This window comes from Bacillus sp. SD075, from assembly GCF_017355165.1.
In the GTDB taxonomy this organism is placed as follows: Bacteria; Bacillota; Bacilli; order Bacillales; family DSM-1321; genus Peribacillus.
Map to the genome: position 1 here is coordinate 1 of NZ_JADILK010000016.1, position 23,046 is coordinate 23,046.

20 protein-coding genes and 2 pseudogenes are annotated in these 23,046 nt (G+C 39.0%); 15 read left to right on the plus strand and 7 right to left on the minus strand.

From position 1 onward, the window contains the following. Positions 1 to 289: 289 nt before the first annotated feature. The 4 genes from IOC57_RS12990 to IOC57_RS26525 form a co-directional block, all read right to left on the minus strand. Positions 290 to 865: a DUF2238 domain-containing protein gene (locus tag IOC57_RS12990; RefSeq protein ID WP_207439130.1), complete on the minus strand. Its 576-nt coding sequence runs from the start codon at positions 863 to 865 to the stop codon at positions 290 to 292. Positions 866 to 976: 111 nt separating this feature from the next. Continuing rightward, a complete protein-coding gene (locus IOC57_RS26750; protein ID WP_483862051.1) occupies positions 977 to 1,204 on the minus strand; it encodes a DUF2238 domain-containing protein in 228 nt (75 codons plus the stop codon). Next, positions 1,201 to 1,455 (minus strand): hypothetical protein, encoded by a 255-nt coding sequence (locus IOC57_RS25905; RefSeq protein WP_286184820.1) that lies wholly within the window; start codon positions 1,453 to 1,455, stop codon positions 1,201 to 1,203. The genes IOC57_RS26750 and IOC57_RS25905 overlap by 4 nt, the downstream gene beginning before the upstream one ends. 192 nt (positions 1,456 to 1,647) lie before the next feature. Further along, a complete protein-coding gene (locus IOC57_RS26525; RefSeq protein WP_207439131.1) occupies positions 1,648 to 1,941 on the minus strand; it encodes a GerAB/ArcD/ProY family transporter in 294 nt (97 codons plus the stop codon). Positions 1,942 to 2,977: 1,036 nt separating this feature from the next. Between IOC57_RS26525 and IOC57_RS13005 the strand changes: the two genes are divergently transcribed. Next, positions 2,978 to 3,331 (plus strand): GNAT family N-acetyltransferase, encoded by a 354-nt coding sequence (locus IOC57_RS13005; RefSeq protein ID WP_207439132.1) that lies wholly within the window; start codon positions 2,978 to 2,980, stop codon positions 3,329 to 3,331. 812 nt (positions 3,332 to 4,143) lie between these two features. Here the strand turns inward: IOC57_RS13005 and speB are convergent. Continuing rightward, positions 4,144 to 5,112, minus strand: coding sequence for an agmatinase (speB, locus tag IOC57_RS13010; protein ID WP_207439133.1), 969 nt, complete (start codon positions 5,110 to 5,112; stop codon positions 4,144 to 4,146). A gap of 423 nt (positions 5,113 to 5,535) precedes the next feature. Between speB and IOC57_RS13015 the strand changes: the two genes are divergently transcribed. After that, positions 5,536 to 6,882 carry an APC family permease gene (locus tag IOC57_RS13015; protein ID WP_309487705.1) on the plus strand — a complete coding sequence of 449 codons (1,347 nt, stop codon included), beginning with the start codon at positions 5,536 to 5,538 and terminating at the stop codon, positions 6,880 to 6,882. 135 nt (positions 6,883 to 7,017) lie between these two features. On the opposite strand, the gene IOC57_RS13020 is transcribed toward IOC57_RS13015, so the two are convergent. Further along, positions 7,018 to 7,224 (minus strand): hypothetical protein, encoded by a 207-nt coding sequence (locus IOC57_RS13020; protein WP_207439134.1) that lies wholly within the window; start codon positions 7,222 to 7,224, stop codon positions 7,018 to 7,020. A 730-nt stretch (positions 7,225 to 7,954) separates the two neighbouring features. On the opposite strand from IOC57_RS13020, the gene IOC57_RS13025 reads away from it, so the two are divergent. The 4 genes and pseudogenes from IOC57_RS13025 to IOC57_RS13040 form a co-directional block, all read left to right on the plus strand. Continuing rightward, entirely contained in the window at positions 7,955 to 9,232 is a 1,278-nt protein-coding gene (locus tag IOC57_RS13025; protein WP_207439135.1) for a Glu/Leu/Phe/Val family dehydrogenase, read from the plus strand. 34 nt (positions 9,233 to 9,266) lie between these two features. Continuing rightward, positions 9,267 to 9,557: an SAV0927 family protein gene (locus tag IOC57_RS13030; RefSeq protein ID WP_207439136.1), complete on the plus strand. Its 291-nt coding sequence runs from the start codon at positions 9,267 to 9,269 to the stop codon at positions 9,555 to 9,557. A 17-nt stretch (positions 9,558 to 9,574) separates the two neighbouring features. Beyond that, on the plus strand, positions 9,575 to 9,823 hold the full coding sequence (locus IOC57_RS13035) for a biotin/lipoyl attachment domain-containing protein (RefSeq protein WP_207439137.1): 249 nt from the start codon (positions 9,575 to 9,577) through the stop codon (positions 9,821 to 9,823). Positions 9,824 to 9,831: 8 nt separating this feature from the next. Next, a pseudogene (locus IOC57_RS13040) lies at positions 9,832 to 10,715 on the plus strand (transposase); the annotation flags it as partial. A 170-nt stretch (positions 10,716 to 10,885) separates the two neighbouring features. Here the strand turns inward: IOC57_RS13040 and IOC57_RS13045 are convergent. Further along, the gene (locus IOC57_RS13045; protein WP_207439138.1) at positions 10,886 to 11,626 is read right to left on the minus strand and encodes an IclR family transcriptional regulator; all 741 of its coding nucleotides are present in this window, start codon (positions 11,624 to 11,626) and stop codon (positions 10,886 to 10,888) included. Between the two features lie 175 nt (positions 11,627 to 11,801). Here IOC57_RS13045 and IOC57_RS13050 point away from each other — a divergent pair. The 9 genes and pseudogenes from IOC57_RS13050 (at position 11,802) to IOC57_RS13090 (ending at position 22,969) form a co-directional block, all read left to right on the plus strand. Further along, a pseudogene (locus IOC57_RS13050) lies at positions 11,802 to 12,685 on the plus strand (dimethylarginine dimethylaminohydrolase family protein). Between the two features lie 334 nt (positions 12,686 to 13,019). Next, positions 13,020 to 14,636 (plus strand): M20/M25/M40 family metallo-hydrolase, encoded by a 1,617-nt coding sequence (locus tag IOC57_RS13055; protein ID WP_207439139.1) that lies wholly within the window; start codon positions 13,020 to 13,022, stop codon positions 14,634 to 14,636. A gap of 70 nt (positions 14,637 to 14,706) precedes the next feature. Next, positions 14,707 to 16,161 (plus strand): YfcC family protein, encoded by a 1,455-nt coding sequence (locus IOC57_RS13060; protein WP_207439140.1) that lies wholly within the window; start codon positions 14,707 to 14,709, stop codon positions 16,159 to 16,161. A gap of 50 nt (positions 16,162 to 16,211) precedes the next feature. Beyond that, a complete protein-coding gene (locus IOC57_RS13065; protein ID WP_309487706.1) occupies positions 16,212 to 17,399 on the plus strand; it encodes an amidohydrolase in 1,188 nt (395 codons plus the stop codon). A 207-nt stretch (positions 17,400 to 17,606) separates the two neighbouring features. Beyond that, positions 17,607 to 18,368, plus strand: a complete 762-nt coding sequence (locus tag IOC57_RS13070) for a dimethylarginine dimethylaminohydrolase family protein (protein ID WP_207439142.1) — start codon at positions 17,607 to 17,609, stop codon at positions 18,366 to 18,368. Between the two features lie 51 nt (positions 18,369 to 18,419). Next, the gene (locus IOC57_RS13075; protein ID WP_207439143.1) at positions 18,420 to 19,835 is read left to right on the plus strand and encodes an amino acid permease; all 1,416 of its coding nucleotides are present in this window, start codon (positions 18,420 to 18,422) and stop codon (positions 19,833 to 19,835) included. A 263-nt stretch (positions 19,836 to 20,098) separates the two neighbouring features. Further along, complete coding sequence (locus IOC57_RS13080; protein WP_207439144.1) at positions 20,099 to 20,437, plus strand: VOC family protein; 339 nt, start codon at positions 20,099 to 20,101, stop codon at positions 20,435 to 20,437. Between the two features lie 619 nt (positions 20,438 to 21,056). Further along, on the plus strand, positions 21,057 to 22,196 hold the full coding sequence (locus IOC57_RS13085) for a YibE/F family protein (RefSeq protein WP_396020812.1): 1,140 nt from the start codon (positions 21,057 to 21,059) through the stop codon (positions 22,194 to 22,196). After that, entirely contained in the window at positions 22,193 to 22,969 is a 777-nt protein-coding gene (locus tag IOC57_RS13090; protein ID WP_207439145.1) for a YibE/F family protein, read from the plus strand. Before IOC57_RS13085 ends, IOC57_RS13090 begins: the two co-directional genes overlap by 4 nt. Positions 22,970 to 23,046 lie beyond the last annotated feature (77 nt).

The following is a 23,046-nucleotide window of genomic DNA, read 5'->3' on the forward strand; positions in this document are numbered from 1 at the left end:
AGGGGGTTCGGTATGGTCTCATACCGAACCCCTTTCATGATTTTATTGAGGAATTATTACCTATGGTTTTTTACTGTTTTTTTATATAGGATGAATCCCTCACTGGATTGGTGAAATTTGCGACACTCCTGCCGAATAACTGTCTAGCTGAGACCCCGCATGCACTTGCGGCGAGGATTCGGAAAGGGAGCGGATTTCTGAAAACAATTTGAACGTTTTTCAATGTAGTCAACTCAATCTTATGTTACCCTCTAAGAAATGGTTAGCTGTGATTAAACCAAGGGTTTTTTCATGTTTTCTTGAACTTATTTTTTGGCCGCACTCCGGCCCACACTGCAATGATAAGTCCTCCAATGGTATCCGCGATTAAATCTATCATTGTATCTTTATTTCCCCCGCCTTGTAGTGTCATTACGAATAATTGATCAGAACTAAATTCGTAGATTTCCCATATGACACCACCAAATGCTGAGAAAGAGAGGATAAACAAAAAAACAAACCAAGGGGATATTTCTTTGCCTGCATTTCTGTATACCAATTGTTCATATAAAGCAATTCCCGTAAAAGCAAGAAGGGAACCGCTTAGTAAATGTAGGAATGTGTCCCACCACCCCAGTCCATACCAACCTAAAATTGATCCTAAAAATTGTGAACCGAATAAGAAGATTAAATAGGAAATGATAATTGGCAGATTGAAATGAAGCTTGGTAAATAGGGCCAATAAAAGGGGAACTGCCCCACATACCACACCGCCCATCGAAACCAGTGATTTGAAAGTTTCATCGGCTGAATAGTAAAAAATAGATAAAGCGGCCATGAAAAGTACATACACTACACTTAATGAAATAACTAGCTTACGATTCATATGATTACCTCAACCAATCATCATAATTTTAATTTTTGTACACTAGAATAATAAATGGAGATAAGCATACCGCCGCTAAGACCGGAAAGTAAATCGTACATGGTATCTTTATTACCGCCTCCCTGCATGGTATGAGTAAAAGTGAGAATCTCCTGCGAACTCATATATTTCCCAAAGAACAGTGGCAAGGACGGAAAGTGAGAGAATAAAAATAAAGATGCCCCACCTTGAAACATCTTTTCTCGTTTTTTGAGGGATGTATAGTTTATAAAGAGCAACCCCAACAAAACCCACGAAAATACCTTTATAGAAGGGAAGGCCAGAGTCCCACCATTTCAAATCAACATAAAAATTTGCGATAGCCCTAAAAATGTCGTACAGAAAACAAAAATATAATAACCGATTATGATTGGAATGTTAAAGGGGTCATTTTTTACAAACAGTAATGAAATGGGCAAGGCACTTACCAATATTCCCCCAAGAGCTACCATCCATCGGGATGAATCATCTTTTATGAGATAAAAGATGAGTAAACCAGTCATGAATGCTATAAAAACCAGACTGAAAATAATGATTATTTTATATTCCAATATACTCACCTCATTCGTAAATATTCATTACGATCAAATCCAATTCAGCCAGATGCAACCCGGAAAATTGAATTTTCGGGTATTTTTATGATGTTCTTTTAAAATCCTCCAACTCACATTAGTGTTATCATGGTTGGTTCCTTTGGTGCTTTTACATGATGTTTTTACATTCTGCCGTGATAAACAATGAAATCACAGCAATTGTAGCTTCAATTGCCTACATTTATTTTTTTGCCACCTTATAACTTGGAGTGGGTTTGGCCCATTTTCAGCTACTTGCTGAAAGTTTTGGATATTTTCTTGAGGAATGATTGAAACAAAAAAAATGGTCAGTAATATTGAGACGGGTATGAAGAATCTTTCAAACGAGCGTGTAAAAGATTCAATACCAAGGCGAACTGTAAAGGTATCTACTGCAGCTATCAATATATTTAATACTACAAGTGGAGTATCCGGCATCCAAAAAGTTTCAATGAAATTCCCCACATATTAAGCAGTCTCGGAAGCAGTGGAAAAAGACCAGAAAAAAATGTGAGATGGATCACTTACCGATCTAAAGCGAGATATAAAATTTCCAGCCCGGATGTAAAACCATTCAAAAATTAATGCGATTTTCTTTCCCAGTACTGCAGCTAGCCAAGCATCATGCTTTGCAAAACTAACTAAAGGAGAAGGGGTATGTTAAATAACCGTACCTACCGAATACACACGGATTCAAATCATCAATTGATGTGATGTAATGTTGAAACTACCAGGCATTAATTTTAATCCTTTTGTTTTCCTTATTTTTGGCCTCATATTAAGAAATTAATTGCCTTACTTCAAAAATCCATCCCCGTTTCATTCGGTCTCAAATTTTCTGGCCTTTTCCTGAAAATTCTAAGATATTCATCAGAAACGATTCCATTGGTATTTAGTGCTGCTTTTCATATTATTCTTATTTCTTATTCCAGAATCAAAATCTAAATAAACAACCTGTATTTGAAAGAAGAGTAGCACTCCGATATGTATTATGTACGATTGCTTTTTTTGTCATGAAAGAAGATCTCCTTAAAGTAGCTAACTCTTCCCCTTTTATAATGTTTTATCGCTTCTAATAAATATTATTGAAGAAATCTAAAGTGTTTAGCGCTGTTCTCAACTTCGATACAAACTTTGCCCCGAACCTTTTGTTTTGGTGTTTTAACTGCACCTAATTTTTCATCATCCTCATGGTACTTGCTGATATGATCCTTCGGCTTTTCCAGGCGATGTTCATGAGTTTCTTAGCCTATTAAATGAACTATTATTGTAAGTTATATATTTCCTTAAGAATGGCACGATTCTTGCATGTAATTTGTTGGTATATCTAATATTTGGAGAAAGGAGGGAGATAGGGAACTGTAAGACACATGATTTTTGAAAAACTTTTAATTTCTTGGTTATCAAGCATATTGGATAGGTTCATATGTCAGGAAATGAATACTGATTCATAAAGGGAAGGCGAAGCAAGTAAACTTATAAAGGTCAGGAGAATATTACTATGAAAATACCAGTGGAAAATATAGTAGAGTTAACTGTAGAACATCAATTCACACAGGCTTATCATATATTGAGTCAGATACGTCCTGATTTGACTGTAAAGGAATATCTAGAATTATTAAATGATAAAAGTAGGGAGGGAAAACGGTTATTTGCTTTATATCATGATACAAGCATCGTAGCATTAGCAGGTATTAGCTGGCGTGAAGATTCATATAATGAACGCTATGTTTATGTACAATATTTGGTTACTGATGTAAATCATCGTCCTAGTGGCCTTGGATATACTCTTCTCAGTCATATAAATAATTGGGCAAAAGAACATGGAGCTGAATACATTACATTGGAATCGTGAATTAGGTGTCTTGACACCATGAATGTATAATTATTTTAGGAAGCGGATGGTATCTTTTAGGTGCAGCTCTTTTATCGTACATATGTACCAGCAAGGAAATTGGGACAAAACAATTATGATATTAAGGTTGGACCAGGTATCAATAAACTTAGGATGGAACAAACATCTGAACAAGTTTAAGGAAGTAAATTCTAAGGACATATTCAAAGGGAAGGTGCCCTGCCATCCGAAAATTAGTTGAAAGCTTATAGAAACTCTGTGGAGGTCTGCAGAGTTTTTCTTCATTTATCTTTTTTTTGCCCCTAAACCATCTTTGCGAAATACGATATAGATTACATGATAGATTTACATCAAAAAGGGACGCTAAGCGAAACAGACGTTTCATGTTCAATTCTTTATTCCTGCAAACGCTAACGTAAAGCCTGAAGCGTTAAAAGAGTCAAAAAAGCTGGGTGCTGCTGTTTATAACTCCATTGAACCAACTGGTTCGATAATATGGAAGTTATGGTATAATATAGGCCGTAATGGTGCAGCCGTTCATTATGATATGCCACACGACTTTTTGAGATACGAGGTATGTCGAACCACAATATCGAATCAGGAGCGCTTGGATAAAAAGTCACGGCTATCTAATAAAGCAAGCAGGGACCACTTAACTTGTTAATCAGTAGACTGACAATTTTTTTGAAAATAACAGGGCTATATAAAAAGATGACATAGAAAAAAGGCATCTGCTCTTACTAAAAGCAGATGCCTTTTGAACGATAATAGTACCGACTTGAAATGTCCTCCTTACTAGTTACTGTTTGCTCCTATAAACTATTTTCGGTGGAATTTTCCTTTTTTTGTTCTTCCTTCAAACTTAAGGCTACTAAACTGGCAAAATCATGAATGATGGTGGCTGCCAATAGTGATGTGATTTGTGTTGGATCGTAGGGCGGGAGGACTTCAACCAGGTCGAACCCAATAAAGTTGAATCCTTGCAGGGAGCGTATCATCTCAAGGGTTTCAAAGCTATTTAGACCTCCGACCTCCAGGGTGCCAGTTCCAGGGGCACAGGATGGATCAACAAAATCAATATCAAAGCTCAAGAAACATGGTGTATCCCCAATGGTTTTCTTGACTTCCCTCACAACATCTTCGATTCCTCTTTTCTTCAGCTGAGGAGTAGTTATCACATTGTAGCCTAGATCCGTACTTGAATCTATATCTCCTGGATGATTGAGCGTACCTCTGATGCCAATCTGGAAAACTTTATCCGTTTGGAGCAACCCTTCCTCATAAGCACGGATAAAAGGGGAACCGTGCCAATATTTTTCATCATAATAAGTATCCCAGGTATCTGTATGTGAATCAAAATGGAGAAGTGCAACAGGACCATGAATTTTAGCGGCAGCTCTTAGATTAGCCAATGTTACTGAATGATCTCCCCCGATGCCTATTGGAATGATACCGTTTTTCATCAAGTCTGCCATAGCCTTTTCAATTATCTCATAGCTTCGATGTATATTATGGGGAATGACCGAAACGTCCCCAATATCAATAGCATTACATTCGTCAAAAGGAAATACCTTGTGAATGGGATGATAGGGAAACAAGGTCATGGATGCCTGGCGGACTGCCTGTGGCGCAAAACGTGCTCCTACCCTGAAAGAAGCGGCCGTATCAAAAGGCATACCTACCACTGCCAGTCTGGCATTTTCTCTTGAAGAAGGTAAGCGCATAAATGATCCGGTGGTACAAAATTCTGGTTTAACATCAGGGGATAAAGGATATTTCATTTTTCTATTCCTCCATTTTCTTATAACTTATAGTCTTGAAACTCAAATTCATATAGTTGAATTTCTATAGCTGATTAATTATGCAATTATCATGCCAAGTCACAGTAAGTGATTTAATGAAGGTTTTAACCAGATAACAGTGGCTTGGGGTATGCAAAGGCGAATAATTTATGGGAAATTGAATCGCCGATGAAGAGATGCTGAAAGACTTCATTTCTATGAATCAATCATTTGCCGTTAAGAATACAGGAATTAAAAAGCATTTTTGGCTAGGTTTGTTTTTCGAATTAAACCGAGATCATATGGCACAGAAATTGCATTAAGGTATACAGGTGAAACTTTTTAAAAAGGGAGGCAAGGAGCTTTATCTAGTTAAGAAATTGAATCAACTGGTTTGAAAGCGGTTTCAAGGAGGAATGATAGGTGGAAAATGAGGTTTCATTGAAAAGATCACTGAAATTATGGCAAATCGTTATGATGGGGTTAGCTTATATGACACCCATGGTCGTATTTGATACATTTGGCATAGTATCTGGGATTACGGGCGGCCATGTACCGACTGCCTATATCGTTGCATTGGTGGGGATGCTTTTTACAGCTGCAAGCTATGGAAAGCTTGTAAAGGTTTTTCCTGCTGCAGGTTCTGCCTACACTTATACGCAAAAGGCCATAAACCCGCATTTAGGATTCCTGGTAGGGTGGTCTTCGTTGTTAGACTATTTATTTTTACCTATGGTAAATGCATTGTTGACCAAAATTTATCTCACAGCATTATTTCCAGAAATCCCTACATGGATTTGGGTAGTATTGTTCGTAGCAATCGTGACCATTCTCAATCTCCGGAGCGTTAATGTACTTGCTAACTTTAATGCTCTTTTTGTTTTAATTCAGATTGCCATCATGGCAGTGTTCATCATACTTGTTGTCAAAGGTTTAAATGATGGAGAAGGTACAGGAGAAGTGTTTACAATAAACCCTTTCGTAAATGAAGGAATGGACTTTTCTGCAATAATAACTGGGGCCACGATCCTTTGTTTTTCCTTTTTGGGATTCGATGCGGTAACGACACTATCTGAGGAAACGCCGAATCCGAAAGTAACGATTCCAAAAGCGATATTTTTAACTGCACTTTGGGGTGGTATCATCTTCATAACCTCATCTTTCTTTATTCAGCTCTTTTTTCCGGATATATCCCGATTTAAGGAACCGGATGCTGCCTTACCGGAAATCGCCCTTTATGTAGGTGGGAAGCTATTTCAATCCATTTTTCTTTGTACGACTCTCGTCAATACGCTAGCATCAGGACTAGCATCACATGCCAGCGTTTCCCGTCTTTTGTATGTTATGGGACGTGATAAAGTGTTTCCGGAAAAATGGATTGGATTTATTCACCCTAGATGGAAGACACCAGCCATTAATGTACTCATAGTTGGAGTCATTTCATTGTCGGCTTTATTCTTTGATTTAGTGACAGCGACGTCCCTGATCAACTTTGGTGCATTAATGGCATTTACTTTTGTAAATCTGTCAGTGATCAGCCATTTTATCATCAGGAAAAAAAAGCATCGAACGATAAAGGGGTGTATTCAATATTTAATTATGCCTTTAATTGGAGCCATAGCAATTGGCATTCTTTGGATCAATCTTGAGAGAAGTTCCCTAATAATGGGAACGGGTTGGTTTATTGTTGGTTTTTGTTATCTAATATATATTACAAAGGCATTCCAGAAGGCTCCGCCCCAATACCAAGTTGAAGAAATTCAGCTATAAGAATTTGCAAGAAAAACGCATTCGATAAGGATGTTTCAGTTTATAGTCAAAAAGGTTTCGGATTGGTTCATTCCGAAACCTTTTTGATTTTTAATTGGATTTGAAGCAGGTATAGAGAATAGATGACCGCGACCATTACTGGCCCTTGCCTGTCCAGTTGAATATCTTCTTTACATTCATGGCAGCGAAAATAAGTGTCGCTTGCATCGACAATATTTTTCGTCCGATTGCTGTCCAAAGCAGGCCATGCTTTTCTTTTGCATCTGGGAATTTTGCCACGGCTAGGAGAGGAGTGAGGTCCTTTATCATGAATGGCGTAACCTTAGAACCAGCATAGGCCACGTTCGTATTTACCTCTTCATTGGTCTTACGCATCAATCAAATAAGGAAGATAGATTGAATGAATGCCAGTTTACCAAAATAACTGGATCAATACTTTGGCGTTCTCCCTCCTCCCTCTGAATACCTATCTTTCACCAAGTCATAAATGAAAGGGATATCAATGGCGACCTCAATTTTACAACCAAATGTTCCGATGGCACCATTTTACATAGAGGAACATTTAAAGTCGATGACGCTAATAGAATCATGTTTAGAAAATATCTTTATCACTTCAAGCTTTAAAACAAATTAACTGGAGGCAAAAGGGCTCTATCTAGAAGTTAAAACAAAGTTGATTGGAACGTAAGGTGCGGATCCCTACGGGAAAAGTGTTGCGAGGGGAGACCCCGCAGGCACAAAGGTGCCGAGAACGTACCGCCCGCGGAAAGCGGGTGCCTGGAGGCTATGTTAGAATTTTACAAACGCTCAAAAAAATGTAGTGAAAATCAATTATCATCAGATTTGTCTACAGTCTGACACATCCTAAAAAGGATGCGCTTTTCTATATATTGAATTATCACTTTTTACATATGCAAACCTGAATTGCTTATGAATTAATACATATGTCCTGATGATTGTAAGTGTGATGTTGATGATTGCAAATGGCGGTATATTGCTATCCACACCATATCCTCATAACTGGCATGAAAGTTGCTTAATAATTTTATAAGAATAAAAGTGAGGTGCTAAAATGTCAGGAGAAATTAAGGTAATTGAAAAACGTCAATTGGATAATCCACTGCAAGAATTCCAGGGTATCTTAAAAGAAGCGATACATGTTTTGGACTATCCGAATCAGGTTTTTGATTTTCTTAAAGCGCCAATGCGTTTTCTGGAAGTCTGTATTCCTATTCAAATGGATAATGGAGAGACAAGGATGTTTCAAGGGTATCGGGCTCAACATAATGATGCAGCCGGTCCAACAAAAGGGGGAATCCGTTTTCACCCGGATGTCACTCCTGAAGAAGTTAAGGCATTGGCCGGATGGATGAGCTTGAAATGCGGAATAACCGATCTTCCATATGGAGGAGCAAAAGGTGGCATTGTGTGTGATCCCAGACAGATGAGTTCATCTGAGCTAGAACGTTTAAGCAGAGGGTATGTCAGGGCAGTAAGTCAAATAGTGGGCCCTACAAAAGATATCCCGGCACCTGATATGTATACGAATTCACAAATCATGGCCTGGATGCTGGATGAATACGATCATATCAGGGAATTCGATTCACCCGGATTCATTACAGGAAAGCCTCTGAGATTAGGAGGATCGAAGGGAAGGGAAAAGGCCACTTCCAAGGGAGTATTATATACACTTCAAATGATTTGTGATTTAAAGGGAATTCCCATTGAAGGCATGCGGGTAATCATCCAGGGATTCGGGAATGTTGGCAGTCATTTAGCATTGTATTTACATGAAATGGGGGCTAAGATTGTTGGAATAGCGGATGAACTTGGAGGTTTATACGATCCGAATGGCCTTGACATTCCTTACCTTTTGGAGAATAGGGACTCTTTTGGGGTCGTTTCGAACGTATACAAAGATTCATTATCCAATCAAGAATTATTGGAAAAAGAGTGTGATGTGTTGATTCCCGCAGCTATTAGCGGAGTGGTGAATAAAGATAATGCAAAACGATTAAAATGTGAAATCCTGATCGAAGCAGCAAATGGGCCGACAACAAAGGAAGCGATCAAGATTCTCGATGATAAAGGTATAGTGCTGGTCCCTGATATTTTGGCGAATTCAGGTGGGGTGATAGTCTCGTATTTTGAATGGTGCCAGAACAACCAAGGTTATTACTGGACGGAAGAGCTGGTGGATGAACGATTAAAGGAAAAGATAACGGCCAGCTTTTTGAATGTCTACCATACTTCACAAAAATATACCGTGAATATGAAAGTGGCTGCTTATATAGAAGGGATTCGCAAAATAGCAGAAGCATCCCAGCTTCGAGGTTGGATCAGGTTCTGAACGAATTAGGGCTTACAAGAAAGGAGGCAATCCGTTGAGTTTTGATATTCTGTCCGAAAATAAAGAAAACCAGGCTATTCATCATTATTGCTTATTGTCACAAGATTATAGATATGATGTGACCATTGTATATTCGGCCCAGTTTTTCGGTAAAGCAATGGTGACTTCCATGCAAAGCGGAAGAATGATCCTGCTTTGTGCCAATGATATTAATTTAGATCAGTACTGGGCTCCGACCCTGGGCATTGAACAAGAAGATATACATGAGTTCCAAAATTTTCTCAAGTTAGTCCTACAAACCCCATTTCATTTTGAAGAATACTGAAGGAAGGAATGATGTAAATGTACGTTGATGTGATACTTAGCCCTTGTGATGGCAGAATTGAAAAAATTTCAATATCCAAAAATTCAAGATTTTACGAATGGGAACAATTATTTCAGATTAAGAAGGCAGATGGACGTGTGGAAATCATTGATATTGGTGTCAGCGGGAAGATAGAATCATTGGAGGTATTGGAGGGTGAACCAGTGGTGGCAGGCGAGGTCCTCGCCTATTTTAAAGAAGATTTATTTGTGACCGGCAGCGATTAATATAAAACGAAAAAGAAGTTGTTCGCAAAGAAACACGAGCGTATCAAGGAAGCCTTCAAGATGAAATATATCAAGATCGTGAAAACCATGGAAAGAAGCCTTTTCCACCAGATAAATTTGATAAGGAAGAAACCAAAGCAATTAAAGAAAGTACTACGGATCCTGAGAGTGGCTACTATGTGAAAGATGAACGAACAAAACAGTTTGCCTATTCATTCCATGCGGCCGCAGACCGCAACGGTTTTGTATTGGGAACGATTGTAACACCTGGTAATACACATGACAGTCATATTTTGGAGCCACTTGTTGAGCAAGTGATTGAGAAAGTTGGAAAACCAGAAGCCGTTGCCGCAGATGCAGCTTATAAAACACCAGCGATTACAAGCTACCTATTTAACAAAGAAATCACACCTGCTTTACCCTATACACGTCCTCGTACAAAAGAAGGATTCTTTCGCAAACATGAATAGGTATACGATGAACATATTGATGGTTTCATTTTCCCAACGGGTGAACTATTAACGTATTCAACAACCAATAAAGAGGGCTATCGCGAGTACAAATTGCCCAAACACATGTGTGCAACCTGCTCACCTTTATCACGGTGTACAGAAAGCAAAGAGTATCAAAAAGTGGTGACCTGGCATATCTGGCAAACACATGGGGAAGAAGCAGTTCATCTGTGTCATCATCAAGATGTAAAACCTATCTATGCGAAACGTAAAGAAACGATTGAGCCTGTATTCGCAAATGCAAAAGAAAAGCATGGTATGCGTTGGACTACTTTAAGGGGACTAAAAAAATTGTCGCTGCAGGCGAGGCTTACTTTCGCTGCCATGAATGTATAGAAGATGGCCAATTGTGGACATGGCAAGGTCCAAAACTGACCTAACTTAGTGGGCTCATAGAGCCCTAATCTCTTAAATTTAAGCGAACATTCAAAGGGGATGTCAAAAGGGGTTCGGAATTTTTAATTCCGAACCCCTTTGACTACAAACCGAGAAGATAAAATGATTCATCTTCTTTTTCTGCTTATCCGGTCATCCTCCATTGCTCTCTTGTTCATTTTCCCCTATACCCCAATTTTGCCGAAACCCGATTGCCCGTTTCCATAACATTCTTAATGAGGAAATCAAGTCTTTCATCTGTCAGGTTAAAGCTGACAAAACCAATGCTCACCGCCCCGTGAACTTCTCCAAAATGGTTCAATATCGGCACGGAAACAGAACATGTTCCCTCTGTTCTTTCACTGTGACTGATTCCATGTCCCTTCATTTTAGTCTCTTGCAATATATCCCAAAAAGCTGGTCTTTCTTGAGATGGCAGAAGAGCATCCACGATTTTTTTCGCTTGATTATATGGCATATAGGCGAGCATCGCTTTATTGGCAGCCCCGATATGCATAGGCACTCGTGAGCCAAGCTGGTCATAAACCCGGATTTGGCTTTTTTCACTGTCGATTCGTTCGATAACGAGTGATTCCATGCCAATCGGCTGGCTAAGGTAGACGCTTTCCTCCACTTTGTTCATAAGCCTTTCCAGTTCAGGCCTTATTTGGCTGATGTAATCCATTTTGTCATACATACGTAAGCCGTATTCGAGCCAAATATTCCCCAGACCATATTGTTTGGATTGCCCGTCCTGTTGGATTAATCCATGCGAGGACATCGCTTTTAACAAACGATGCATGGAGCTGACAGGAAGATCACATTCTTGAGAAAGTTCCGTAATAGACAGCCAGTTTTCCGATGAATTGGAAACTAGCACCTTTATAACGTTCATGGCACGATCGATCGATTGCATAAACAAACCACCTATCTTTCATTACAAGTTAAATAAAAAGCTTATTTGTTTGAATATTTAAAACATATTGACATTATACCAAAGTTGATTTTATAATAAAAGAAAAATTCCTATTAGCGGAAACGTTTTCCGATATGCGGAAAAGAAGGGGGAGGCAGTGACATATTGTTCGTCCATGTATAAACCATTGGAACGTGTCATTGTAAAACATCCGAAAGAAGCATTCATTAGTCAAGAGCATTTAAGCCAAGCATGGAGGAACTTCAACTTTGCGGAAGAGCCAGATTTCAATGAGGCACTTCAAGAGTATGGTGACTTTATTTCCATTTTGGAGAAATATGTTCCAAACATCGATTATTTGCCAGCATCCTCGGAAGTCGGCATTGACTCCATATATGCGCATGACCCTGTCAAATTTACAGCCAAGGTGCCATTATCTTAAAGTCCGGGAAAGAATTGAGGCAACCTGAAGCTAATGTATACAAAGGATTTTGTAAGGAAAAGAGCATCCCGATTATTGGGTATTTAACGGGTGATGCTGTTGCGGATGGCGGTGATATCGTTTGGCTTGATGATAGGACCCTTGTTGTCGGACATGGTTATCGTACAAATGCTGAAGCCATTCGGCAATTAAAAGAAATGACCGCTCATCTTGTGGATGAATTCATCGTAGTTCAGCTTCCGCATGATCAAGGGGAGGCTGAGTGTCTCCATCTTATGTCTTTCATCAGCATGGTCGACCATGATTTAGCGGTAGTTCATTCACGCCTAATGCCAGTCTTTTTCAGAAAACTGCTGATTGAACGAGGCATCCAGCTTATAGAAGTGCCGGTTGATGAGTACTTGAATTTAGGTTGTAATGTTCTTGCCATTGCTCCGCGGGTTTGCGTGATATCTTCTGGTAACGATTACACCAAGCAAAAGCTTGTTGATGCAGGAGCAACAGTTTATGAGTACAAAGGAACTGAAATCAGTTTCAAAGGCACTGGCGGTCCAACTTGTTTAACCTGCCCGGTGGTGCGTACATATATTAATGAAGGGGATCGGGTTAATATATAATTGTAAAAAAACACCAGGAAAAAGCTATGTAAATGAACGAACGACATCCGACCTTGGCATGCCTGGAAAAGTATTGAAGGGCATGCCGCTAACGTGGAAGCTTTGTAAAAATGTGGGGTGTCAGTTACACACTTGAGGAAAAGTGTGGATTTTTCAGATTTGAAGAGTCGATAGGACAATTGAATGAAGCTGGATATAAAATGATAGAGCAGGAAATGTCGAAGTTTCAGAGCAAGGTGGTTGTGCATTTGTCACTGTGGTTTTAAGTTTCAGAAATTTCTGTTTTTTTCCATTATTACTCTAATATTTGATGAAAATCAGAAAGGGGATTTCAATGAGTCAATTACTTTGGGGTACTCCAGGAACGCTCCGTGCTTTGTTATGTGAACTTGTTAGCTGGGAAAGCCGTACTCTTACAGTTGGGGAACGCACGTTTCCTTATAAGGTGCAAGAGAAATTGAGGGAGCTTGAATATTTTAAAAGGAATCCGGAGTACTTATCGCTTCACGAAGCTGATTTAGGGAGGAATTTTGTCAACGCCTTTTATAAACATCCTGATGTAAAGGAGACCGTTGTATTAATTAGCCATTTTGATACGGTTCATACTGAAGAATACGGTGATCTTGAGACTCTTGCTTTTAAGCCGGAGGAGCTCACTAAAAAACTTCATGACCGGAAAGCAGATCTACCGGAAGAAGCGCGCATGGATCTTGAATCAGGAAAGTACTTGTTCGGTCGAGGTACGATGGATATGAAAATGGGGCTTGCCCTTCATATGGCTATCATCGAAAAGGCAAGCATTGAACAATGGCCGATCAATCTCCTGCTGTTAACGGTTCCTGATGAGGAAGTGAATTCTGCGGGAATGAGGGCTGCAGTTAAAGAACTTGTGGCTTTACGTGATAAATATGACCTTTCCTATAAAATGTTTTTAAATAGTGAACCTTCCTTTTCACAGAAGCCGGGTGATAATAGACATTATATTTATTCCGGAACTTTGGGGAAAATCATGCCCGCTGCCCTTTTTTATGGGAAAGAAACTCATGTAGGGGAGCCATTAAAGGGCATAACGGCTAACTATATGGCCTCGTTTCTCACGCAACTCATGGAATGGAACACACTTTTTCTGGAAAGTGATCTTGGCGAGGAAACACCTTTACCAGTCTCGCTTCAGCAAAAAGATCTAAAACTACAATATTCAACACAGACACCGTATCGGGCAGCCGCGCTTTATAATGTGTTCATAATGAAAAGAACAGCGGCAGAAATAATGGATCTATTCGAGCAGGTTGCAAACGAAGCAGCGATGAAATGCAATGAATCTTATAAAAAGCTTTGTCTGCGTGAACAAATTGAAGGTGTTGGTGAAGTGCAAGTATTGCGCTACGAAAAGTTACTTTCATATGCCGAGGGCAAGTTTGGCGGGAGTTTTGTTGAGCAAATAAAGAGTGAAGTTAAAGGAAACATGGATTTGGATGAGCGGGAAAAATCAATGCGGATCGCTGAAAAATTGATGATACAATGTCAGGAGCTTTCACCCGCCATTGTATTGCTGTTCGCACCGCCTTATTATCCAGCCGTCAATACGTCCGATGATCCGCTTATCATAGAATCTGTAAAATTAGTGAAGGAAACTGCCAGCATGCTTGATGAAGAAGTCAGCCAAATTCATTATTTTAATGGCCTTTGCGATTTAAGCTATGTTCAATATATTGATGAGTCCGATGGCTGGACGGCTTTTGAAAAAAATACACCAGTCTGGGGGGATACTTACAGCATTCCTTTTGCAGATATGCAAAAACTTCAGGCACCCGTACTTAATGTGGGTCCGTTCGGCAAGGACGCCCACCAGCGTACTGAGCGCCTTCACATCGATAGTGCCTTCGTCCATACGCCCGTAATGCTGGAGAAGTTAATAAAGAGCTTGTTTAATTGCTTGGTTGAGAAGTGATGGAGGGGATTTTATCCCTTCCGATAGGAAAACTGGATTAAAAGTACTGAACTTAACTGGGGGTATCTATATGAATGACCTGCCTAATGGTCAAATCACTTCCGATCCGCTTAATCAGAATAATAAGCCACTTAACCAATTAACGGAGTTACCGGAAAAAGGGATTAATCCTTTTGTATTAATGTTTATCGTAATTGTAATAGTGACGGTTTTAACCTATATCTTACCCGCAGGCCAATACGAAAGAATTGAAAAGGATGGCCGAAGTGTAGTAGACCCTACTTCTTTTGAACTCGTTGAATCAACACCAGTGGGATTATTGGAAATGTTCAGCAGCATTCACACAGGGATGATCGAAGGAGCGTCAATTATCTTGTTCGTCTTTTTGTTTGGCGGAGCACTGGGAATCATGCAGGCAACAGGAGCACTGGATTCTTTCATAAAGTTTGTGGCTGTTCGATTCGGTACAAAAGAGAAATTGCTTATCCCGTTGATGGTATTGATCTTCGCATCATTAGGGACACTGATCGGCTCTGCTGAAGATGCATTAGTTTATATCGCAATCATTGTTCCGATGACGATTGCATTAGGCTTTGATGCCCTTACAGGTTTTGCGATCGTCATCCTTGGAACACTGGCGACTGGATTCATTTCGGGCATTACGAACCCTTTTAATGTAGGAGTCGCCCAAAGCATTGCAGAACTGCCCATGTATTCGGGAATGGGATTGCGAATCGCTCTTCTTGCAGTGTTTTATATTGTTACAGTATTGTATATCTATTTCCATGCAATGAAGGTTAAAAGAAACCCTGAACTGGGGGAGTATGGGAAATTTAGGCGTGAAGAACATGCACATCTTGATAAAAACTTTAGGATGAGTAAAAGACATAGTGCCGCTTTAATTATTTTATTGGTGAATTTCATCCTATTAGTATATGGAGTTATTAAATTAGGATGGTATATAAGTGAAATTGGCGGCTTGTTTTTATTAAGTGGGATCATAATGGGCATAATTGGAGGCTTAACTCCATCCAAAATGGCTAATGGTTTTATTTCAGGAGCTGGCGATATGGTTTCTGGGGCATTGATAATAGGAGTTGCGCAGACAATCTTAGTCATCATTACAAGTGGCGGATTGCTGGATACCATTTTATATTTTGCTGCAGGATTGGTTGAGCAGCTTCCTCCCGCCATTAATGCTATCGGAATGTTCATTGTCCAATTATTTCTTAACTTCATTGTTCCATCCGGAAGTGGACAAGCAGCATTGACGATGCCGATCATGGCTCCATTAGCGGATTTAATGGGAGTGACAAGACAAACGGCAGTGTTAGCTTTCCAATTAGGGGATGGGATTTCGAATATGATATTTCCGACTTCTGGAGTGCTATTGGCTGGACTGGCAGTGGCAGGCATATCATTTACGAAATGGGTAAAATGGGTATTTCCATTTCTTTTGATTCAGGTTGCGGTAGCGATCATCTTTTTGATCATTGCTCAAAGCATACAGTACGGCCCTTTTTAAGGTGTGAAAAGTCTGAATAGTGGAACTAAGCGTTCGAGGAGGCATTTATGATGAAGACCATACAGGAAACAGTTGTGGATGAAGTGATTTCATGGAGGCGTCATTTTCATGAGAATCCGGAGCTCTCATATCAGGAGCACCAGACTTCTGAATTCATTTACAGGAAATTAAAGACTTTTACAGGATTAGAGGTGACGAGACCTACCGAGACGAGCGTTTTAGCGGTTCTCAAAGGAGCTAAAAAATCTGCCCGAAAATCGAATACCATCACCTTTCGTGCTGATATTGATGCACTCCCGATTGAAGAAGAAGCAGAAATTGATTATAAATCAAAAAATCCTGGGGTAATGCATGCGTGCGGACATGATGCACATGCTGCGATGTTATTAGGTGCTGCTAAAGTCCTCTCTGGGAAAAAAGATGCGATTAATGGCGAGATCAGGTTTATTTTCCAACACGCCGAAGAGGTTCTGCCAGGGGGAGCTCAGGAATTGGTGGAAAAAGGGGTCATGGAAGGAGTGGATTTTGCATTTGCACTGCATGTTACTCCTTATGAAAGAACAGGAACAATCTGTTTAAGGGAAGGGGTATTCTGTGCTGCAGCCGATGATTTTGAAATTAAAATCATAGGTCAGGGCGGTCATGCGTCGACTCCGGAATTAACGGTAGATCCGCTTATCATTGGCGCAGAAATTACGACGAATATTCAACATATCGTTTCCAGAAAAATTTCAGCTCTTAGGACACCTGTCATTTCAGTCACTCAGTTCCATTCCGGAAGTGCGCTCAATGTCATACCTGAATATGCAGAAATCGGTGGTACCATTCGTTCCCTAGACTCTGATAGCCGAGTGAAAGCAAGGGAGTATCTAGAGCAAATCGTTAAGGGGATATCAGAAGCGCATGGGGCAAAATGTGAAATTACTTGGTATTTAGGGTATCCAGCAGTGGTAAATGATAAAGCTGCTGTTGATATTTCAAGAACGGTCATGGAAGGTATTTTTGAAGAAAATAATATCATCCAGGTTGATGATCCTATGTTTGGAACAGAAGATTTTTCGGCATTTTCCGAAATCGTCCCGTCTTCCATGCAATTTATAGGCGTCCATAATAATGAGTTTGGAAAAGCGTACCCTTTACACCACCCTAAATTTAAAATCGATGAGAAGGCTTTAGGATATGGAGTAAGGTATTTTATAGGAATAGCGGATAAATTATGCGGTCATCAAAATAATTGAGAAAGCATTGGGCAGGACGAGACACCCGTTATAGTTTTAGAGAGGCTTTCGGTTGTCTTTTCTCCCTATCATGACTATATTTCTATGGTTTCCGCTTCAGTTAAGCGCAGCAAATTGATGTAAAGAAATTTCATGTAAAGACGATGGTTCAAAAGGTAAATTACCCACATCTTTTAAAAATAAGCTACCTATTTAGGAGGAGTATATATGTTTAAACACGCGATTGTAAGAAAGATTGGTAAAAGTTTTGTAAATGGCTTAACAACATCGGATTTAGGAAACCCGGATTATGAAAAAGCGCTTGTACAACACGAAGCTTATGTAGAAGCCTTAAAAAGGTGCGGTGTGAAAGTGACCGTTCTCGAATCGGATGAGAGATACCCTGATTCTACGTTTGTGGAAGATACCGCTGTATTGACGCCAAAATGTGCCCTTGTAACCAATCCTGGTGCAGAAAGCCGGAATGGTGAGATTAATGAAATGAAAGAAGTTTTAAAGGGATTTTATGACACAATCGAATATATTCAATCTCCGGGTATGTTAGATGGCGGAGATGTAATGCAAGTTGAAGATCACTTCTATGTGGGCCTTTCAACTAGAACAAATGAAGCAGGTGCTCTGCAATTCAAAGATATCATGGGTAAGTATGGTTATGATACAACCATCATTCCCCTTAAGAAATTCTTTCATTTAAAAACGGGTGTCAATTACCTGGGAGACAATAATTTATTAGTGGCAGGGGAGTTCATCAATCACGAGATTTTTTCTAGCTTCAATCAAATAACCGTAAAACAGGAGGAGGAATATTCGGGTAACTGCGTCAGAATGAACGACTGCGTTATTGTCCCTAAAGGATTTGGGGATACCAAGAAAAAAATTGAAGATTTGGGATACACAGTGATTGAAGTGGAAATGTCGGAATTTCAAAAACAAGATGGCGGCCTTAGTTGTCTCTCATTGAGGTTCTAAGATGGTTTGGGAGAAGGCATACGCTAATAGATAAGAGAAGGACGTGATTATATGGGGTATGGGCTGGAGAACAATGATCAGCTGCAACGCTCAATGAAAAGACGCCATTTATTTATGCTTTCACTTGGCGGCGTAATTGGTACGGGCCTTTTTCTAAATGCAGGCTATACAATTAACCAAGCGGGGGCAGGAGGGGCCTTGGTCGGTTATCTAGCTGGCGGCCTTATTTTGTATATGGTTATGGTCTGCCTTGGCGAGCTAGCCGTCCATATGCCGGTTACGGGTTCATTCCAAAAATATGCTGCCGAATATATTGGGCCTTCTGCTGGTTTCTCTCTAGGGTGGATGTATTTCGTAGGTTCAGCCGCAACTGCAGGAGTTGAGTTTACGGCAGCAGGAATATTGATGAAACAATGGTTCCCCCATAGTGCTACCTGGATTTGGTGTGCTGTCTTCATAGTGCTTTTATTTACATTGAATGCATTAACGACAAGAGGTTTTGCAGAGGCGGAATATTGGTTCGCTGGAATAAAAATCGTTGCAGTTTTTTTGTTTATCTTGATAGGAATCGCTGGCATCTTTGGTTTCGTCTCTTTATCTGATCGTCCAACCCCATTCTTTGAGAATTTGGCTCCTTCTGGTCTTTTTCCAGTAGGTGGCATTACAATTATCTTTGTGACAATGATGAATGTTATATTTTCTTATCAAGGCTCAGAACTAATAGGGATAGCGGCAGGGGAAAGTGAAAAACCTGAAGAGAACATCCCTAAAGCCATTCGAAACGTATTATTCAGAATCATTGTTTTTTACATTTCTTCCATTATCATCCTTTCTGCCATATTCCCTTCTTCGGAATTAGGCTTATTGGAAAGCCCTTTTGTAACTCTGATGAAGATAGCGGGAATCCCTTATGCAGCAGGTATCATGAATTTCATTATTTTGACAGCCATTCTATCTGTGGGGAATTCATGTCTTTATGCATCTACTCGCTTGCTTTGGTCGATGGCTCATGATGGAATGGCACCTAAGGTGTTTGGTATATTGTCCAAAAGGAAAGTGCCCTTGAATGCCCTTCTTTTTACAATATGCTTTTCGCTACTATCGTTATTGACTAGCTTCATTGCGGCTGATACTGTGTTCGTGATTCTTATGTCCATAGCGGGTATTTCCGTCACGATCTCATGGATGGGAATTGCTTTATCGCAATATATGTTTAGAAGGAAATTTATAAAAGCGGGTGGTAAAACGGAAGATTTAAAATACATAGTACCATTTTACCCATTTGTCCCGTTGTTTTGTTTAGGCTTTTGTTTGCTGATTCTAGTATTTCTTGCCTTTGACCCCACTCAGCGAGTTGGACTGTTTTATGGAATAGGATTTTTGGTAGCCTGTATAGTATTCTATAAATTTAAATTGGCTAAGAAAGTAGAGTCAAACACTAACTTTGAAAATGAAAAAATAATGTAATAGGGTTACACCAAAGGCTAGCCAGTTTTTACTGGTTGGCCTTTTTAAATCTTGAAATTACAGTAACTTTGATAATTATATACTGCATCGGAAGGGGAAAACTTACATTTTAACAAAATGGAAGGAATATCTTACAAAATAGGAAGGGGGAATTAACAAGCATGATTACAAAGTGACTAACGACATCACAATGAGTCTGTGGAGAAATAACTTTTTTACCGAGAGACGGAAAGAAAACAATAATATTAAAATTGGGGGAAGTAATGAAGATCAATCACATAAATTTAACAGTTAATGATGTTACAGCATCAAGGGAGTTTTTAGAAAGATACTTTGGATTGTCATGTGCAGGAAGTCGAGGAGATGGGTTTGCTGCAATGAAAGATGATAATGGATCCATATTGACACTAATGAAAGGAAGCGATGTACAATACCCCAAGACATTTCATGTTGGTTTCATACAAGAAAATGAAGAACAAGTTAACAGGATCAATCAACGGTTGAAGGATGATGGATTCATGGTAAAGCCTCCAAAACACTTACACAGATATACTTTCTATGTAGAAGCGCCTGGAGGTTTTAACGTTGAAGTACTGTGTTAAAAAAACGCAGTTCAGTGAGGTACGGTGAACTGTATCACAAGTTAAGCGTTTAACAACTGAAGTATTTCAATGTTTTTCAGCATTAGGCTCATTATAAGAAGCCCAATTCCTCAATTTAAATGGTGAGAAATTGGGCTTTTTATATTGTATTTTCCTTAAAGGTGTAAATCCGCATTTTCCTGCCGATACACCTAATAGTGACATGAGAATATTATATATTTAGATATAGACCTCGCTAGTATATTTTAATTTAATATATACACAAAGTGGTGGTTTGTAAAATATGTATGGAGTAAAGTGTAGAAAACAAAAGAGTTAAGACAAAACATCTCTGGTAAAACTCTATGTCCATTTATGCGTGAATTGGGTCAGCTGATTGTTACTGGTAAGGGTGTCTTCATGATCAGCATTGGCATCTCTGCTTTTTTCCGAGATATCACCTCAATATCTTCTTTCCATTTTACCGAGGGAGACGTTAAGGAGGTAAATCGGACTTTGTTCGCAAACTAAAGACATTCATGATAAGATAAATAAATCAAATACTAGTAAGGCAGGGTGGAGTCAGTCAATTCTGGCTCCACCCTGCCTTTTTGCCCACCTGATATTTGGAGGTTTTATTTTGAATGTTATCGTAAATAAATTTAAAAAAATGGGTTACAAGCATGTTTCTTTGTACGCTGTCATAGCACTTTGTTTGGTCGCTTCTGTTTTCTTTGTTCATCACAATTATACATTCTATGAAGTTCCAATAGCCAAAGTCATCAAAACAAATCTGGAAAATACAACTGAATTGAATGATATGTATCAAAATGAAGATCGACTATTTACCCAGAGTATAATAGCCGAATTACAAAATGGAGAAGAAAAAGGAAAACTTATTCATTTAAAGAATGAATATTCCTCATCCGGAGCTTTTGATCAAGAATATCGAGTTGGAAATGATCTATTTGTTTCGATTGATACGAAAACAGAAGGAAATTCAGAGTTAACTGGAACCATAAAAGACGTAAAGCGTGATAAATTTGTGTTGATTGTAGCATGGGTTTTTATCTTTACATTACTTATCGTTGGAAAAAAGCAAGGCCTGTTTTCAATTATAAGTTTGGCAGTCAATGCCATATTGTTGTCATATGCATTAGATTTTTATTTGAATACATCAGACATTGGTTTGGTATTGATATGCAGTATAAGTATCATTCTATTTACGGTTCTTTCCCTTTTACTCGTTAACGGTTTTAATGAAAAAACCTATGCAGCGGTTATTGCGACACTGTTAGGGACTTTTTTATCACTGTTCATCACTTATCTTGTTATGTGGTTAACTTCCGAAAATGGACTTCGATATGAAGAGATGCAATTTATCACTCGTCCTTATAAAATGGTGTTTATGGCAGGGTTATTTATCGGTTCTTTAGGAGCCGTAATGGATATAGCCATTACCATGTCTTCTTCGATTTTTGGGTTGTATGAAAAGAATAACTACATATCGGTAAAAGCACTTAAAACTTCAGGATTAGAGATTGGAAAAGACATAATGGGAACCATGACAAATATTTTGTTCTTTGCCTATATAAGTGGCTCCATACCTATGATTATATTGTATTTGAAAAATGATTCTGCATTGGGATTTACCCTTACCATGAACCTTACATTGGAATTGGCCCGTGCCCTAGCTGGTGGTATTGGAATCGTGTTAACTATTCCAATAGGCCTATATGTCTCTATTTTTTTCATTAATCGAAAGAGGGAAAGAAGATGAATGTATTAGTGTTGCTAGCGATTATACTATTAATATTGATGATCTTGATTGGCGGAAAAAAAGGGGCACGTTCATTTTTTGCTTTGTTCCTAAACTTTGGTGTGTTACTTTTTACCATCATTTTTATGACAAATCCAAATAATGATCCGTATATCGTAACATTGATTGCATGTACGGTGATTAGTTATATTAATTTATTTTTTATTAACGAAGTGAACAGTACAACAAAAACAGCATTCATTTCTACTATTATCACGATTGTTATTGTACTCTTTTTTATTGTCATTGTGACGGAAAATGCGATGATACAAGGTTTCGGTGAAGAAGAAATAGAAGAGCTTAGCATCTTTTCCCTTTATATTGGAGTAGATTTTGTTAAAATTGGAGCTTCAGTAATTATTATGAGTACTATTGGCGCGATTATCGATACAGCCATGGCCATTGCATCTCCCATGCGAGAAATGTATCATCACCATCCATCCATTAGCAAGAAAGAATTATTCACATTTGGATTAAGTATTGGGAGGGATATCTTAGGAACATCTACGAATACACTATTTTTTGCTTTCTTTGGAGGCTATTTGGCATTGCTTATATGGTTTAAGGATTTATCCTACTCTGTTGGAGAAATTGTAAACTCAAAAATATTTAGTGCTGAAATGATCACTATATTTAGTGCTGGGACAGGTGTAGCCCTGATAATTCCTATTACTGCCTTGATTACTGCTTATTTTTTGGTGAAAAAAAGAGGGAATAAAGCGAAAGTGATTTAGGTTTCACTGCAAAAAGGCTTATGAGCACTCATTTGCCAGCTTAATTCCTTCATAACGTTCATGATGTACATGGAAAG

Coding starts and splice junctions, on each gene's coding strand:
- IOC57_RS13080 (WP_207439144.1), top strand. CDS start 20,099: ATGAAGATCAATCACATAAATTTAACAGTTAATGATGTTACAGCATCA.
- IOC57_RS13045 (WP_207439138.1), bottom strand. CDS start 11,626: ATGCAATCGATCGATCGTGCCATGAACGTTATAAAGGTGCTAGTTTCC.
- IOC57_RS13005 (WP_207439132.1), top strand. CDS start 2,978: ATGAAAATACCAGTGGAAAATATAGTAGAGTTAACTGTAGAACATCAA.
- IOC57_RS13075 (WP_207439143.1), top strand. CDS start 18,420: ATGGGGTATGGGCTGGAGAACAATGATCAGCTGCAACGCTCAATGAAA.
- IOC57_RS12990 (WP_207439130.1), bottom strand. CDS start 865: ATGAATCGTAAGCTAGTTATTTCATTAAGTGTAGTGTATGTACTTTTC.
- IOC57_RS13025 (WP_207439135.1), top strand. CDS start 7,955: ATGTCAGGAGAAATTAAGGTAATTGAAAAACGTCAATTGGATAATCCA.
- IOC57_RS13090 (WP_207439145.1), top strand. CDS start 22,193: ATGAATGTATTAGTGTTGCTAGCGATTATACTATTAATATTGATGATC.
- IOC57_RS13060 (WP_207439140.1), top strand. CDS start 14,707: ATGAATGACCTGCCTAATGGTCAAATCACTTCCGATCCGCTTAATCAG.
- speB (WP_207439133.1), bottom strand. CDS start 5,112: ATGAAATATCCTTTATCCCCTGATGTTAAACCAGAATTTTGTACCACC.
- IOC57_RS13065 (WP_309487706.1), top strand. CDS start 16,212: ATGAAGACCATACAGGAAACAGTTGTGGATGAAGTGATTTCATGGAGG.
- IOC57_RS13035 (WP_207439137.1), top strand. CDS start 9,575: ATGTACGTTGATGTGATACTTAGCCCTTGTGATGGCAGAATTGAAAAA.
- IOC57_RS13055 (WP_207439139.1), top strand. CDS start 13,020: ATGAGTCAATTACTTTGGGGTACTCCAGGAACGCTCCGTGCTTTGTTA.
- IOC57_RS13070 (WP_207439142.1), top strand. CDS start 17,607: ATGTTTAAACACGCGATTGTAAGAAAGATTGGTAAAAGTTTTGTAAAT.